The organism is Actinomadura madurae, assembly GCF_047130825.1.
GTDB classification, from domain to species: Bacteria; Actinomycetota; Actinomycetes; order Streptosporangiales; family Streptosporangiaceae; genus Spirillospora; species Spirillospora madurae.
In genome coordinates this window covers 5,452,320-5,467,836 of sequence record NZ_CP083237.1, presented here as the reverse complement: position 1 = coordinate 5,467,836, position 15,517 = coordinate 5,452,320, and the positions used below count along the sequence as shown (strand labels likewise).

Below are 15,517 nucleotides of genomic sequence, written 5' to 3'. Positions count from 1 at the left end.
GGCCAGGGCGTCAGGAAAAGAGGGTGGCAGATGGATTCGCCGGGCACCTGCAATTTCGCCGGACTGCCGTATGCACCGGACGGAACGGCGGGCGGGGAGCGCGCCGACGCCGCTGTGGTGGGCGTGCCGCCGGGCGCGGGCGGCACGTCCGAGGCGCCGGACGACGGGCCCGGAGCGATCCGCCGCGCCGCCCGCCCGATGCCCGCCGCCTACGACCCGGCCACCGACACCGAGATCTTCGACCGGCTGCGGGTCGTCGACGCCGGCGACCTGAACGTCCCGTCCGGCGGGCCCGGCGCGGTCGCCGAGCGGCTGGCGCGGATCCGGGCGAACGCCGCCCTGCTCGCCGTGCTGGGCGGCGGCCCGGCCGCGTCCGCGCCCGCCGCCGCCGCGGCGGCGGGCGCGGCGGGACGGCCCCTCACGCTCGTCCGGCTCGCCGCCTCGGCGGGGCTGGCGACCGGCGACCCGGCCACCGGCGCCGTCCGCTGGATGATCGAGCGGGACCACCTGGCCCGCGTCTTCCAGATCGGCCTGCGCGGCTTCGGTGCGACCCGCGCCGACCTGCGGTGGGGCGCCGGGACCGGCGCGGAGTACTGGAGCATGGCCGACATGGAGGAGATGGGCGCCGCGCCGTTCCTGGACCGCATCGTCTCGGTGGTCTCGACGCCCGTGTACCTGTCCGTCGACCTGGACGTGCTCGACCCCGCCTTCGCCCCCGCGGTGGCCGTCCCCGAGCCAGGCGGCCTCACCACCCGCGAGGTGCTCGGCGTCGTCCGGATGCTGGCCCGGCACGTCGACCTCGCCGGGCTCGACATCGTGGGCCTGGTCCCCGGCCGCGACACCGGCGGCGCCACGGCGCTCGTCGCCGCCCGCCTGCTGACCGAGGTGCTGGCCGGACGCGCCGCCGGGATCTCACCCGGGGCCGTCCCCGCCCCGGCCTGACCTCACGCGGGACGCCCGCCGGGCTCGCCCCGCCCCGGCGGCCCGGCCGGTCCCGCCCGCATGGCGCGGACGTCGCCCGCGGCCTCCTCGAAGGCGGCGCGCTGGGCGGCGTAGACGCCGCCGGAGCGCAGCAGCTCCTCGTGCGTCCCCTCCTCGGCGAGCCGCCCGTCGCGCATCACCAGGATCCGGTCGGCGATCCGCGCGCTGTCCAGCCGGTGCGTGACGAGCACGACGGTGCGCGGGCCGCCGTCGCGCCGCAGGTGCCGCAGGAAGCCGGCCTCGGCGGTGGGGTCGAGCGCGGCCGTGGGCTCGTCCAGGATCCACACGGGTGCGTCCCGGTACACGACGCGGGCGAGGGCCAAGCGCTGCCACTGCCCGCCCGACAGTTCCCGCGCGCCCGGGAACTGGCGGCCGACCGGGGTGTCCACGCCCTGCGGGAGCCGGTCGGCGACCGGCCGCAGCCCGGTCACGTCCAGCGCCCGCCACATGCGGTCCCGGTCCAGCTCCTCGCCGACCCGGCCGAGCCGCACGCCCTCGGCCATGGAGAACTCGTACCGCCCGAACTCCTGGAACAGCACCCCGACGAGCGCGCGGACGCGCTCCTCGCCGAGGTCCCGGACGTCCGCGCCGCCGACCAGGACGGCGCCCGCGTCCGGCTCCAGCAGGCCGAGCAGCAGCTTGACGACGGTGGACTTGCCCGCGCCGTTCTCCCCCATCAGCGCGACCAGCTCGCCCGACTCGACCGTGAACGACAGGCCGCGCAGCGCCGGGACGCCGGTCGGGTAGGTGTACCAGACGTCGCGGAACTCGATGGACGGCGCCATGCCGGGCGGCGTCTCCGGCGGCGTCTCCGGCGGTGGGGCGGGCACGTGGCGGGACGGCCGGGAGGCGGCGGCGGCCGGCGGCACGCCGTCGACGAGCTCGAAGTACTCCGCCAGGTACGCCGAGTGCTCCTCAAGGTCGACGGCGATCCCGAACAGGTCGACCACGCTGGTGGTGAGGGTGGCGAAGGCCGTGAACGCCAGGAACAGCTCACCGGCCGACACCCCGGCGCCCGCCGCGTGCCGTCCCGCCACCAGGTAGGCGGCGAGCAGGCAGGCCGCGCTCAGCACCCCCGCGAGCACGGACCAGGCGACGTTGCGGCGCTGCACCGCCAGCTCGCGGCGCAGCATCTCGTCCGCGACCTCCGCGTGCCCGCGGGCGAACGCGCCGCCCAGCCCGTAGCCGCGCACGTCCTTCGCCAGCTCGGGCCGCAGCAGCACCTCGACGAGGTAGTCGCGCCGCCGGGCCCGCATCGTGTTCTCCCGCCGGACGCGGTAGAGCGTGCGCGCCTTGACGCGCCGGTGCACGAGCATCGGCACGGCGGCGAGCACGCCGAGCGCCAGCATCCCGGCCTGCAGCGTCCCGACGATGGCGGCCAGCCCGCCGATCGCCGTCACGACGCCGAGGAAGCGCAGCGCCGTCGCCATCGCGAGCTCCGGCCGCCAGTCGATGTCGTCCTCGGCCCGCGCCACCGCGTCGTACCACCGCGACTCGTCGAACCGGGTCAGCGGGACCCCGGCCGCGACGTCCAGCAGCCGCTGCTCGGCCGTCACCCCGATGCGGGCCGCCAGCTCCTCCTGCTTCATCGCCAGCAGCGCCTGCGTCACCGTGCCGAGGGCGTTCACCACGGCGATCGCGGCCACCAGCGGGACCGCCACCGCCTCGGCGCCGTCCACCCACGCGTCGACGACCAGCCGCACCAGCACCAGCGTCACCGGCGTCACCAGCGCCGACACCACCGCCAGCGCGACCACCACGACGACCAGCGACGGAGACGCCCGCCAGGCCAGCCGCAGGATCGCGGCCACCGTCGCGCCGGCGCGCCGGACCGAGACGCGCAGGCCGCGCAGGCGCCCAGCCGCGCGCACCCGTCAGGGGCCGATCACATCGACGAGCTCCGCCGCGGGCGGCGGCACCTCCCGATGCCAGTCCTCCAGCGTCCGGGCCAGCACGAACGGCGCCTCCCTGCGGGGCCACGGCGTCCGCACCCAGCGCCGGGACGACCAGCCGCGCGTGAGGGCCTTCCACCCGGGCAGCCGCGGGTAGTGGTGCGGATGCAGCGACGCCCGGCACACCGGGAGCCGCGCCGGCTGGTAGCGGGCCCACAGCGACCCCGCCAGGCCGGGCGACCGGTTCTCGTCGCAGCCCCACACGGTGAGGCCGTGCAGCAGGACGACGTCGCCGGGCACCAGGTCCGTCCCCACCCACCAGGCCGGGTCGTCCGCGGGCGGCGCCTCGGCCTCGGCGCCGCCGAAGGGCGCGGGCAGGGTGGTCAGCGGCCGCACCCGCCGCGGCCCGGACTCGCGCAGGACCCGGAGCGCGCAGGTGTCCGGGCCGGACCGGGTCAGCGGGATCCACGCGGTCAGCACGTCCGGCGTCCCCTGGATCTGCAGGTACTCCTGGTGCGGCGGGATCCGGAAGCCCGGCGGGACCAGGCTGAGGTAGCGGCGGGGATGGTTCAGCAGCCGCCCGCCCACCGTCGCCCGCGCGGGCCCGGTCAGCGCCGGGTGGTGCGCCAGCCGGTGCATCGCCTCCAGCCGCTGGAGGTCCTCGTACATGTGCCACCAGCCGGGGCTGCCGTCGCGCCGGTTGGCGTCGGGGACCAGGTCGTCCGGCGGGGCGCCGTCCTTGAGGTGCCCGTGCTCCGCCAGGACGCCCGCCACCAGCCCGCGCAGGCCGGTCACCTCCCCGGGCGGGAGCAGCCCCTTCAGGACGACGAAGCCGTCCCGCCTGATCCGCTCCCGGATCGCCGCGCCCGCCGCGCGCGCGGGCGCCGTCAGCCTCGTCACCTCTGCCATGGCACTCCTTCTCCGCTGGTCGATCTGGGGGCCGCGACCGGCGGGCTCAGTCGTAGCGGGAGAACACCACGGCGTCCTGCTTCCAGTGCCGGCGGCGCCGCCAGAACGCCAGGCCGGCGCGCCAGTCGTGCGGGACCTCGACGTTGTAGACGACCACGCCGCGGCGGCCGAGCTCGGCGACCGCCGCGTCCACCAGCTCGGTGGCGAGGCCGCGGCGCCGGTGGGCGGGTAGCACGAAGAGGTCCTCGATCCGGCCCGCGCGGTTCTCGAACAGCCCGATCGGCCCGACCATGCCGGTGATGAAGCCGACCGGCCCGCCGTCCGCGTCGGCCACGAAACAGAAATGCGGCGACGCGGGCGACAACATGTCCTCCAGCAATGCCGTGACCCCGGTGTGCGGATCGGTGGTGAGCGCCTCGACCTCCGCGACGTCCGGCCTCGCGGGAACGGGGACACCGGGCCCCCAGCGGTCATAGGAGATCAGTTCGATGTCCTCGGCGCCGAGATGGCCCCACAGGTTGAGGACCGGGTCGATGTCCTCTTTACGCAGCGGTCGTACCCGGGACAGAATCGGCCTCCCGTCATGGGAGCGCCATCGCCAGATGGCGCCTCGAATTCTCGGCTCACGTCATTTGTCGTCGTTTTCCAGCACGTTCACCGCGGCCCGGTCCAGGGCGTCGCACACCCAGCGGGTCAGGTCGGCGCCGGTCTGCTCCGCCGCCTCCTCCCACCGCCGCTGCCGCTCGGCGTCCACGTTCACCCGGAGGATGAAGGTGGGGTCGGCGGCGGCGTCCGCCGGCCGGTTCTGCCGCGCGGCCCGCAGCCGCCGGCGCAGCTCGGTGACCGACCAGCCGTCGAGCGCGGCCCGGTCGAGCCATTCGTCCTGCTCGGCGTCGGGGAGCGCCACCACCTCGGCGTGGTGCTGCATGCTGAGCGTGTCCCGTCGACGGGACATGGGAAAACGGCGGGCGATCCACGCGTAGTTGCGCAGCGTCTGGTAGGACAGCCCCGTCCCCTTCATCGCGCGGCGGTATCGCCCGGGGTACATCTCCTGGCCGTAGACGAGCCAGTCGCCCAGCCACCACGACGACGCGTCCGCGATGACGGAGATCTCCTGCCCGATGCTCACCCAGGACTCGATCGACAGTTCTTCCGGGAGCAGCAGGCTGGTCCGCTTGGTCATCGCCCGACGATCCAGTGACAGGCGCCTGCTGGTTTCCGAAACAACCTTCATACCCGTCTCTTCTCCCCGCTGTCAGATCGTTTCGGACGATGTTTCACGTCAAGTCAGGGACATCAACCGACGTGCGGTCCGGGGGACCGCTCGATATGCCGGCCCGTCATGCGGCCGGGCATATTTAAAATCTGTAGGAAAAGGTCACCGGTACGGCGGTAAGGCCGTGATCATGGTCCGATGCTAATAACGAGTGGATCTTAACTTCAAGGGCGTCCGGCCGAACCCGGATGAACCAATCGGTGCGCAGCGCGCACGGAGGGTCCGGCAGCGTGACCGTCCCGGGCGGGCGGCGGGAACCCCCGCGGTACCTGACCTCGCGGATCGCGGCCCGCGCCCTTGCGCTACCCGGCCGACGCCGCCGGGACGAGGTCCAGGGACGAGCGGACGGCGCCGGGAAGCTCGCGCAGCCGGTGGGCCGGCACCTCCAGCAGGGTGACGTCCCGCGCCCACGGCGCGGCCTCGGCCACGACGGCGCGGGCTTGGCGCTTCGTCAGGCCGTCGTGCAGGTCGATCAGCGCGTCCCGCCAGACGTTGACGATCTTTCCATGCGCCCGGTCCATGACGGCGCGGACGACCCGGCGCGCCGGATCGTCTCCACCGGGCGGGACGCGAACCGCTTCGACGGCCGGGCCGCGCCGGGTCAGCTCGTACACGCCCGCGAGCAGCTCGGCCTCGGCCGAGAGGTCGTCCGGGGGTTCGGGCAGGAACACCCGCACCTGCTCGGCGCGGGTGGCCAGCAGCACCCGGACCAGCGCCGCCTCCAGCCCCGGCGGGAGCGCGACGGCCGCCCGCCGCACCCGCGCCGCATACGGCTTCGCCAGCCAGGTCGTCAACCGCACCCGCGGCACCTGCGCGAGCGTCCCCTTCGGCCAGTCGCCGACCAGGACGTCCGGCTCCAGGCCGGCGATGTCGTCGGCCGAGACCGGCGCGGCGGTCCGGGCCTCGACCGCCTGCGGCCCCTGGGTGTAGATGGCCGTGGCGAACCGGTCGGCACGGGCGTCGGCGGCGGGCAGGGTCCTGCCGGTCGGCCGCAGGACGTACAGGTCGGCGCGCGAGCCGATCGCCTCCGCGCCGAAATAGCGGTTGAAGTCGGGGTAGACGGCCTCGGACACCAGGTTCAGGTCCTGCAGCGCCTGCTGCACCTTCAGCGCGAGCATCGGGGTGCGGTCGCTCGCCCCGTAGGCGAGCAGGACCCTTCCCCGCCCCTGGTCCCGCAGGCCCTGCACGGCCCGCGCCACGAACAGCCCGACGCCCTCGGGCGTGTACGGGGGGTCGGTCACCGCCAGGTCCGCGGACGCGGCGGCCGACGGCGGGAGCCCCAGCCTCAGATCGGCCCAGCGGGTGCGGACGTCCACGCCCAGCTCGGCGGCGCACGCGTCGATGTAGGCCAGGATCCGCTCGTCTACGTCCACCACGGTGGTCTGCACGCCGGGGTGGACCAGCCCGACCGCCAGCGAGGTCAGGTCGTGGTCGCCCACGCACAGCAGCCGCGTGCCCGGCAGCCAGAACCGCGCGCCCAGCAGCAGCGCGCGCCGCACCACCGTCTCCGGCGTCGCCGACACGTGGTCGAGCACGTGCCGCGCCCGCGGCGCCCGCTCGATCAGCCCGGCCACGCGTTCGACCACGCCGGCGTGCTCGGCCAGCAGGTGCCCCACGGGATCGGCCGGGTCGAGCGGACGGTGGCCGGTGCGCAGCACGCCGGCGATCTCGCCGCTCTGCTCGGGGGTGAGGCGGAACCGGTCGCCGCCGGCACGCTCCAGCGACAGCCCGGCCAGCAGCGACTCCACCGAGCGCCGCGGCGCCCCGGTCTCCCGGACCAGCTCGCCGAGGGTCCACCACCGCCGGTCCGCCAGCAGGCTCAGCGCGGTATGGATCCGCCGCGGGTCCATGTCCGCGACCGGCAGCCCGGCCGCCGTCTCCCCATCGTCCACCCGGAGATGCTATCCAGCCCCGCGGGCCCCGGCGGCCCGGCGCGGGCGCCGCTGGAGGGCGCCGCTGGAGGGCGGAGACTGTCGGTGCCGTCGCGTTTAATCGAAGGGTGGACGTCGAAAAGCGCATCCTGGAGCTGACCGCCGAGGTCAGGCGGCTGAACGACCTGTACTACGGCGCCGGCGACAGCCCCCTGCCGGACGCCGACTACGACGCGCTCAAGGACGAGCTGGCGGCGCTCGTCGCCGAGCACCCCGGGCTCGAACCCGCCGACAGCCCGCTCGACAAGGTCAACGCGCCGGCGGAGCTCACCGGGCCGACCGTGCGCCATGCGCGTCCGATGCTCTCGCTGGCGAAGGCGACGGACGAGGCGCAGATCCGCACATTCTGCGAGCGGTTCGGCGGCCAGGTCTTCCGCGTCTCGGAGAAGCTCGACGGGCTCTCCCTCAGCATCGTCTACACCGGCGGGAAGCTCGACTACGTCGCCACCCGCGGCACCGGCGCGGTCGGCGAGCTGGTCACCGAGAAGGTGCGCCACGTGATCCCGGGCCTGCCGGCCGAGATCGAGGCTCCCGGCCGGGTCGAGGTGCGCGGCGAGGCCGTCATGCTGCGGTCGGTCTGGGCGGCCTACAACGAGGCGCACCCCGAACGCACGCTGACCAACCCCCGCTCGGGCGCCGCCGGGACGCTGGTGCTCAAGGACCCGGAGGCCGCCGCGAAGGCCAAGCGGCTGCTGCGGTTCTACGCGTTCGGCGCCGACCGCGACGGCGCCGCCGTGGAGATCCCGGCCGGGTTCGAGCCGGTCGCCCAGTACGTGTGCGCGGACGCCGGCGAGGTGCTGGACGCGATCCACGAGATCGGCGACCGCCGCGACGGGCTGGACTACGACATCGACGGCGCGGTCGTCCGGCTGCACGAGCCGGCGGCGTTCGACGCCGCGGGATTCAACAGCGCCGAGCCGCGCGGGGCGATCGCGTTCAAGTACCCGCCGGAGGAGAAGCTGACGACGCTGCTGTCGGTGGAGTGGCCGGTCGGCAAGATCGGCCGCGTCCCGCCGCGCGCGAAGGTCACCCCCGTGTTCGTCGGCGGCGTGACGGTGGAGAACGTCACCCTGCACAACCCGCGGCTGATCCGCGAGCGCGACCTGCGGATCGGCGACACGGTCGCGGTCGTGCGGCGCGGCGACGTGATCCCGTTCGCCGGCCGGTCGCTGCCGGAGCGGCGTGACGGGAGCGAGGTCGAGATCGTCCCGCCGGAGCACTGCCCGTCGTGCGGGTCGGAGCTGGAGGTCCGCGGCACCGGCGAGGAGCGCTGGTGCGTAAACCTGCAGTGCCCTGCCCAGGCGACGCGCCGGCTGATGCACTGGGCCTCGCGCCCGGCGGCCGACATGGAGGGCGTCGGCGACACCTGGATCGAGAAGCTCGCCGAGGAGGGCGTGCTCCGGCGGCGCAGCGACTTCTACGACCTGACGGCCGAGCAGTTGCTCGGCTACGAGCGGATGGGCGAGGTCAGCGCCCGGAACATGGTCGAGTCGATCGCGTCCTCCAAGGGGATGGGGCTGCGCCGCGCACTGATCGGCCTGGCGATCCCGATGGCGTCCGAGGGCACGGCCAAGCGCCTGTGCCTGGCCGGGTACGAGCGCATCGAGGACGTCGCCGCGGCGACGGTCGACGACCTGGTGGCGATCCGCGACATCGGGCCGAAGGCCGCCGAGAGCGTCGTGGCCTTCTTCGCCCGCGCGGACGTGCGGGAGGAGATCGCGGCGCTGCGCGAGCGCGGCGTGAACCTCGACGTCCTGGACGAGGACCGCCCGGTCGACGCGGCGGCCGCCGGCGACTCGCCGCTCAAGGGCAAGTCGGTCGTGATCACCGGCGCCTTCACCGACCCGCGCTCGGGCGCCAAGATCAGCCGGCCGGACGTCACCCGCCTGGTCGAGCAGGCCGCCGCGGTGACCGCCTCGTCGGTCTCGTCCACGACCGACTACCTGCTCGCCGGCGACAACGTCGGCGCCGCCAAGACCGGCAAGGCCGAGAAGCTCGGGGTCACCGTCGTCCACCAGGACGAGCTGTGGCGCTGGCTGGCCGAGGCCGGCGTCATCTGACCGCACCGTCACCTCACGCCGGTGCGGCGTGTGACCGGGGAGTGACCGGGGCGATAGCGCATCGAGCGAGCGTGGGCAGCGTCCGAGCCGCGCCCGACCCACAGATCGGAGATCTCGATGCGCGAGAAAGACCGCGACCTCACCACACGCTCCGGAAGCGTCGCCACCCTCACGGCGGCCCCCCGGCGGGGGAGCCGGAGCATCCGCCGGTACGTCGCCCCGGCACTCCTGACCGGCACCGTGCTGGTCCTCGCGGCCGTTCCGGCGGGTGGCGCGACCGCCGCCGGAACGGCCGCCCGCACGTCCTCCGCCCGGCCGGCGTCCCCGGCCGACTGCGCGAACTGGTGGAAGCCCGGGCCCGGCTTCGACTTCGTCGCGCACTGGCACCGGGCCGGCACGACGAGCGCCCGGCGCGTGCAGTTGCGCGTCGGCAGGATCAACGGCATCCAGCACGGCTGGGCGCACATCGGCCGGGAGACCAAGCGGGGGGACGCCGTCTGGATGGACGTCACCCGGGGCGGAGGCCGGTGGCTGCAGTGCGGCCCGTTCGTGGTCACCGCGGACGGCCAGGAAGTCTCGACCCCGGCGGCGCGCACCGAGAAGGGATCGTCGCTGAGATTCCGCGCCTGCTCACGGACCGACGGCAAGACCTTCTGCAATCAGTGGTGGTGACGCACTAGGCCGCGGCGCACGCCCACGCGTGCGCCGTGGTTCAGAGGGAACCGATGATCTCGTCCACCATCGTCAGCGCCAGCCCGACGCCGTCGTCGTCGGCCGATCCCCGGTGCCAGGCTTGCGCGTAGGCCTCCCGCGTCAGCGCGCCGCGGATCAGCCGCGCGGCCTCGGCATGGGCGGCCTGGAACGGCTTGAGGCCGGTCAGCGTGACCCCGGTCGCCTGCCGTAGCCGGTGCGCGGCGCCCAGCAGGACGGCGGCCCGGTGGTGCTGTCCGATGGCGGCGGCCGTCCACGCCAGGGCCTCCACGTCCCAGACCGGTCCCCAGTCATCGCCTATGGCGTGCTGGCGTACCAGCGCCTCGCGCAGCGGAGCCAGCGCGCGCGACGGCTCGCCGTGCCGGAGTTCGGCGAGACCGGCCGTCCACAGGGCCCAGGAGGCGGCCCAGGCCGCTCCCGTCGTCTCGGCTTCGGTGCCGTAGACGTCGCGAGCGTGGACGGCGGTGTCCCGGTCGCCCAGGTAGGCGGCGGCCATGGCCCAGAACATGGTGGCCATGTGGGCGTCGCCGGCCTGGCCGGCGGCGAGGAACTCCGCACGGGCACGGGCGAGCAGGGCGATGGAGCGCGCGTCGTTGCCGCGGAGCAGGGCGTGGACGCCCTCGACGTAGACGGCGGGCGCGCAGGGGTGCGCCGCCGCGGCCGCCCGGCACGCCGCGATCGCCTCCGGCACCGCGCGGCGGTCGCCCTGGACGATGATCAGGAAGGCCCGCATCGCCGCCGCGGCCGTCTCCCGCTCGTCCGGCGCGTCCCCGGGCCGGGCCGTGGACAGCTGGTCCAGCCAGTGGCGCGCCTCTCCCAGCGTGCCGCTGAAGAACCAGAACCGCGTCCGGAGCAGATTGATCACGATGTCCAGGCCGGCGGCGGCCGGACCCGGGCCTGTGGCGCACGACTCCAGCGCCCCGCGCAGGTCGGGCAGGTCGCGGCGCAGTCGGCACAGCCAGTCGACCTCGTCCGGGCCGCACCAGTGGGCCGCCGCGCGGAGCGTCAGGTCCCGGTAGTGACGGGTGTGCCGGAGACGGAACTCGTCGATGGCCCCCGCCTCGCGCAGCTGCTGGCGACCGTACCGGCGGATGGTCTCCAGCAGGCGGTAGCGGGTCCTGCCCTCGGTGCCGTCGGCCATGACGATCGACTTGTGCACGAGGCCGGCGAGCAGGTCCGCCACCTCGGCGGCGGTGACGCCGCCGCCCGCGCACACCGCCTCCGCCGCCTCCAGGTCGAACCCGCCGGAGAAGATCGAGAGCCGCGCCCACAGCAGGCGCTCGCCCTCGGTGCACAGCCCGTGGCTCCAGCCGATCACCGCCCGCAGGGTCCGCCGGTAGCGGCCGCGGGCGCGGGCGGGGGACGCCGACAGCGGCTGGAACCGGTCGTCCAGGCGGTCCAGGATCTCCTCGACCGCCATCGAGCTCAGCCGCACCGCGGCCAGTTCGATGGCCAGGGGGATGCCGTCAAGGAGCCGGCACAGCCGCACGATCGCGCCGCGGTTGCGGTCGGTGACGCCGAACTCCGGGGCGGACGCGGCGGCGCGGTCCAGCAGGAGGCGCACCGCCTCCGAGCGGTCCTCATCCGAGTCGCCTGTTCCGGGCGGCAACGCGAGGCCCGGGACCAGAAGGACGTGCTCGCCCGGCACGGCGAGCCGTTCCCGGCTGGTGGCGAGGATCCGCAGTGCCGGGGCCGCGCACAGCAGCCGCTGTGCCAGTGCGGCGACCTCCTCGACCAGGTGCTCGCAGTTGTCCAGGACGAGCAGCAGGCGCCGGTCCCGCAGATGGTCGGCGACGGCGTCGGCGGGGGACCGGGGCGAATGGTCGTGCAGGCCCAGCGACTCGGCGATCGTCCGGTAGAGCTGCTCGGCCTCGGTGCGCGGCACCAGCTGCGCCAGGTCCGCGAGCCAGGCGCCGTCGGCGAAGGCGGGAGCGGCTTCGGCCGCCACCCGCAACGCGAGCCGGGTCTTGCCGACACCGCCGACCCCGGTCAGGGTGACCAGCCGGGCCCCCTCCAGTGTCCGCAGCGTCCGCGCGAGCTGGTCTTCGCGTCCGACGAAGGAGTTCGTCTCGGCGGGAAGGTTTCCCCGCGCCGGCCGTCGACGCACCGGGGTCAGGTCCGGCCCGGGACGCTCCGCCAGCATGGCCAGATGCAGGGCCTGGAGGTCGGCCCCAGGATCGACGCCCAGCTCGTCGGCGAGCAGGGAGGCGACGGTGCGGTAGCACTCCAGCGCTTCTCCCCGGCGCCCGGACAGGTACAGCGCCCGCATCCGCTGCGCCCAGAACCGCTCCCGCAGCGGGTGCGCCCCGACCAGCGCCCGCAGCTCCGGCACCACCTCGTGGAACCGGCCCAGCGCCAGATCGGCGTCGATCCTCAGCTCCAGCGCGTCCAGGCGCTGCTCGGCCAGCATCGCGACGACATCGGGCAGCAGGCCGGGGGGCAGGTCCGAAAGCGGTTCGCCCTGGCACAGGTCCAGTGCCTCTCGCAGCGGGCCCGCCGCCCGCTCTGGGAATCCGTCCTGCAACGCGGCGCGGCCACGGCTCACCAGCGCCGCGAACCGGTGCAGGTCCATCGCGTCCGGATCGACCGCGATCGAATAGCCCAGCGCATGGGACACCACCACCCGGCCGCCGTCCTCTCCGAACGCACGGCGCAGGCGCAGGACGTAGTTCTGCAGAGCATTGCGGGGCCGGCCGGGGGGCGCCTCCCCCCACAGCCGGTACACCAGCGTGTCGAGGGTGACGACGCGGCCGGCGTCGACGAGCAGCGACGCCAGCAGCAGCCGGAGCTTGGCCGCGCCGATCGGCACCGGGACCCCGTCCCGCCGGACCTCCAGCGGCCCGAGGAGCCTGAACTCGTAGCGAACGCCCTCCACGACCTGATGGTATGACGTTGAGCTACTGATCGAACACTCTTTGTCATTGCCATTGGACGCCGCACGCCCTCCAGGGGACGCGGGTCCGATCAGAGGTGGCCGACGGAGGAGGTCTCCGTGCCGGCGCCGGTCCGGCCGCGCATCGCGCGGACCAGGAACAGCGCCGGGATCGCGGCCAGGACGAACACGCCGCCGATCGTGGCGATGTAGACGTAGATGCCGGTCACCGAGTTCACCTTCTCGCCGTCGACGACGACGGCCGTCTCGCCGAGGATGGCGGATCCGACGAAGTTCATCGTCACCGATCCGATGGCGACCATGACCATGACCAGTCCGGAGACCGTGGCCTGCCGTTCCCGCGGGGCGAGGATCGATGCCAGGTTGAACCCGGAGGTCACGAGGTTGCCGGCGGTCAGGCTGAGCAGGAACGAGGCCGGCACGGCGACGGCGAGGTGGCTCGGGCCGTCACCGAAGTACATCAGCGCGGTGCCGGTCGTTCCGGTCAGGATGGCCACCGCGAGGCACCACGCCGGGCCGACGCGGGTGGCGATGGCGCCGGAGCCGACGCCGCCCAGCGCGATGCCGATGGACGGGACGCCGAACATCAGCCCGAGGGCGAGGGGGCTGGCGAGCCCGTATCCCAGCCCCTCGTCGGGCGAGGTCTCCACGAGCATGCTGATCAGCTGCAGCTTGCTCTGGTAGGCGCCCGTGCCCATGACGACCACGAGCAGCCCGAGCCCGAGCGTGAGAGAGATGCCGCGGATGTCGATGATGGGTTCCGGTTTGCGGCTGAGAACGGCGCGCCAGTACACCAGGGCGGCGGCCCCGGCCGCGAGCACCAGGAGCGGAACCGGGCCCGCCCAGCCGAGGACCTGCCCGAGGCTGATGTAGCCGAGGACGCCCGCGATGCCGCCGCCGAGGACGAGCGCGCCCGCGACGTCGACCGTGCCGGGCGTCCGCTGCCGCGTGTCGGGGACGACGAGGCGGGTCAGCAGCGCGGCGGCCGCCGCGAACGACGCGGAGATCACGAAGACGGACCGCCAGCCGAAGACGTCGATCGCCGGCTCCAGGACGAACGGGGTCACGATGCCGAACACGGCCGACCCGGCCGTGACGACGCCCGTGACCACCATCGAGAACTTCCTGGCGCAGATGTCGCGGATGATGGCGATCGAGAGGAAGAGCGCCGCCACGGCCGCGCCCTGGAGGAGCCGTCCCAGCACGAACACGGTGAGGTGCGGCGCGGACAGGCACACGAGCCCGCCGGCCGCGGCGACGAGCAGCGTGATCACGAGCACCCGGCGCTTGCCGTGGATGTCCGCGCTCTTGCCCAGCAGCGGCGCCCACATGGCGCCCGCGAGCATGGCGCTCGACCCGATCCAGGCGAACTGGGTGGTGTCGAAGGCCCGCGCCAGATGGGGGAGGACGAAGGTCGGCGCCGTGACGACGCTGTCGACCATGACGTTGACGAGGATGAGGATCGCGACATAGGAGGCGACCTTGGGCGTCCATCCGTTGTGGAGCGCTGCCGTGCGCCTGCCGTCCGTGGCGGTGGAGCCGAGATCGGTCATGAGTGCTGTCCCTCCGCTTGGAGACCGTCGCCGAGACGGGTGGCGCGGACGACGCCCTGCTGGGCGACGAGGGTGATGCGGGAGGGGTCGCCGAGCGCCCGGATGTCGCGGAGCGGATCGTCCGCGCACAGCACGACGTCGGCGAGGTGGCCCGGCCGCAGAACGCCCAGCCGGTCGTCGACGCCGAGCAGGCGGGCGCCGGCCGCGGTGGCGGCGCGGACGGCGTCCATGGGCGCCATCCCGAGCTCGACCAGGCACCACAGCTCGAACGGGTTCTCGCCGTGCGGCGTGATCCCGGCGTCGGTGCCCGCCGCGATCGGCACCTTCCGCTCGATCGCGCGGGCGATGTTCTCCTTGGCGATCGCGTTCCAGCGCAGCTTCTTCTGGTAACGCCACGGCGTGGTGGTCGCGGGGTCGAGCGGCTGGAAGACCGCGGAGAGGGTCGGCACGAGGAACGCGCCGCGCTCGCCGAGGAGGTCGCAGCCCTCGTCGTCGATCCCGAAGCCGTGCTCGACCGAGCGGACGCCGCCGCGGAGGGCGGACAGGATGCCCGCCCGGCCCTGGGCGTGCGAGGCGACGGCCCGGCCGCCGTGCCGCTCCGCCTCGTCGACGACGGCCCGGATCTCCTCGTCCAGCAGGTCCTGGTCGTCGGGGTCGTCGGCGGCGCTGGTGATGCCGCCGCTCGTGCAGATCTTGAGCACGTCGGCGCCGGCGCGCACCAGCTCGCGCACCGCGACCCGCGCCCCGGTCGCGTCGTCCGCGATGACGCAGGCGTCGAGGTCGAGGCTCCTGCCGTTCGGCAGCGTGGGGTCCGCGTGGCCGCCGGTGTGGCCGATGACGGCGATCGAGGTCTGGATCCGCGGTCCGGCGACGCGCCCGCGGGCGACCGCCTCGCGGTACCCGGCCGGGAGCGCGCCGAGGTCGCGGACCGACGTGATGCCCGCCCGCAGCGTGCGCTCCAGGCGGTCGACGGTGTCCAGGGCGGTGAGCACCGGGTCGCTCATCAGCGCCGCCTCGAAGACCGACCGGTCCGAGGGCATGCCGAGATGGGTGTGGCAGTCGAAGAGGCCGGGCAGCAGAGTGCCGCCCTCGCCGTCGATCTCGGTCGCGCCGGGCCGCGCCGGCGGGGCTCCCGCGGCGGGGCCGGCGTAGGTGATGCGGCCCGCGTCGTCGGATTCGAGCACCGCGTCCTCGACGACCTCGTCGCTCACGCCGTCGATGAGGCGGACCCGATGGATCCGCAGGGCGGCGGCTTCGGAGGTCTGCATGGCGGCGACGCTAGAGTTGCCGATCGAACGTGGCCGCACATTG

General features: G+C 74.5%; 11 protein-coding genes. 3 read left to right on the top strand and 8 right to left on the bottom strand.

The window, feature by feature from the left end:
* The first annotated feature begins 30 nt into the window (after positions 1-30).
* A complete protein-coding gene (locus tag K8Z49_RS24695) occupies positions 31-942 on the top strand; it encodes an arginase family protein (protein ID WP_412515330.1) in 912 nt (303 codons plus the stop codon).
* A 2-nt stretch (positions 943-944) separates the two neighbouring features.
* On the opposite strand, the gene K8Z49_RS24690 is transcribed toward K8Z49_RS24695, so the two are convergent.
* The 5 genes from K8Z49_RS24690 to K8Z49_RS24670 all read right to left on the bottom strand — a co-directional run bounded on the left by K8Z49_RS24690 (position 945) and on the right by K8Z49_RS24670 (position 6,950).
* Entirely contained in the window at positions 945-2,852 is a 1,908-nt protein-coding gene (locus tag K8Z49_RS24690) for an ABC transporter ATP-binding protein (protein WP_412515329.1), read from the bottom strand.
* A gap of 3 nt (positions 2,853-2,855) precedes the next feature.
* A complete protein-coding gene (locus K8Z49_RS24685) occupies positions 2,856-3,782 on the bottom strand; it encodes a phytanoyl-CoA dioxygenase family protein (RefSeq protein WP_412515328.1) in 927 nt (308 codons plus the stop codon).
* 46 nt (positions 3,783-3,828) lie between these two features.
* A complete protein-coding gene (locus K8Z49_RS24680) occupies positions 3,829-4,161 on the bottom strand; it encodes an N-acetyltransferase family protein (protein WP_412515327.1) in 333 nt (110 codons plus the stop codon).
* Between the two features lie 249 nt (positions 4,162-4,410).
* A complete protein-coding gene (locus K8Z49_RS24675) occupies positions 4,411-4,965 on the bottom strand; it encodes an LmbU family transcriptional regulator (protein WP_021596669.1) in 555 nt (184 codons plus the stop codon).
* Positions 4,966-5,360: 395 nt separating this feature from the next.
* A complete protein-coding gene (locus K8Z49_RS24670) occupies positions 5,361-6,950 on the bottom strand; it encodes a bis-aminopropyl spermidine synthase family protein (RefSeq protein WP_412515326.1) in 1,590 nt (529 codons plus the stop codon).
* Between the two features lie 107 nt (positions 6,951-7,057).
* On the opposite strand from K8Z49_RS24670, the gene ligA reads away from it, so the two are divergent.
* Together ligA and K8Z49_RS24660 are read left to right on the top strand one after the other, a co-directional pair.
* The gene (ligA, locus tag K8Z49_RS24665; protein ID WP_412515325.1) at positions 7,058-9,049 is read left to right on the top strand and encodes an NAD-dependent DNA ligase LigA; all 1,992 of its coding nucleotides are present in this window, start codon (positions 7,058-7,060) and stop codon (positions 9,047-9,049) included.
* Between the two features lie 117 nt (positions 9,050-9,166).
* Positions 9,167-9,721: a hypothetical protein gene (locus tag K8Z49_RS24660; RefSeq protein WP_021596672.1), complete on the top strand. Its 555-nt coding sequence runs from the start codon at positions 9,167-9,169 to the stop codon at positions 9,719-9,721.
* Positions 9,722-9,761: 40 nt separating this feature from the next.
* Here the strand turns inward: K8Z49_RS24660 and K8Z49_RS24655 are convergent, their stop codons facing one another.
* The 3 genes from K8Z49_RS24655 to K8Z49_RS24645 all read right to left on the bottom strand — a co-directional run bounded on the left by K8Z49_RS24655 (position 9,762) and on the right by K8Z49_RS24645 (position 15,474).
* Positions 9,762-12,635 (bottom strand): BTAD domain-containing putative transcriptional regulator, encoded by a 2,874-nt coding sequence (locus K8Z49_RS24655; RefSeq protein WP_111830571.1) that lies wholly within the window; start codon positions 12,633-12,635, stop codon positions 9,762-9,764.
* A gap of 89 nt (positions 12,636-12,724) precedes the next feature.
* Positions 12,725-14,206, bottom strand: a complete 1,482-nt coding sequence (locus K8Z49_RS24650; RefSeq protein WP_021596674.1) for an MFS transporter — start codon at positions 14,204-14,206, stop codon at positions 12,725-12,727.
* Positions 14,203-15,474: a metal-dependent hydrolase family protein gene (locus tag K8Z49_RS24645; RefSeq protein WP_021596675.1), complete on the bottom strand. Its 1,272-nt coding sequence runs from the start codon at positions 15,472-15,474 to the stop codon at positions 14,203-14,205. The genes K8Z49_RS24650 and K8Z49_RS24645 overlap by 4 nt, the downstream gene beginning before the upstream one ends.
* Between the last annotated feature and the right edge of the window lie 43 nt (positions 15,475-15,517).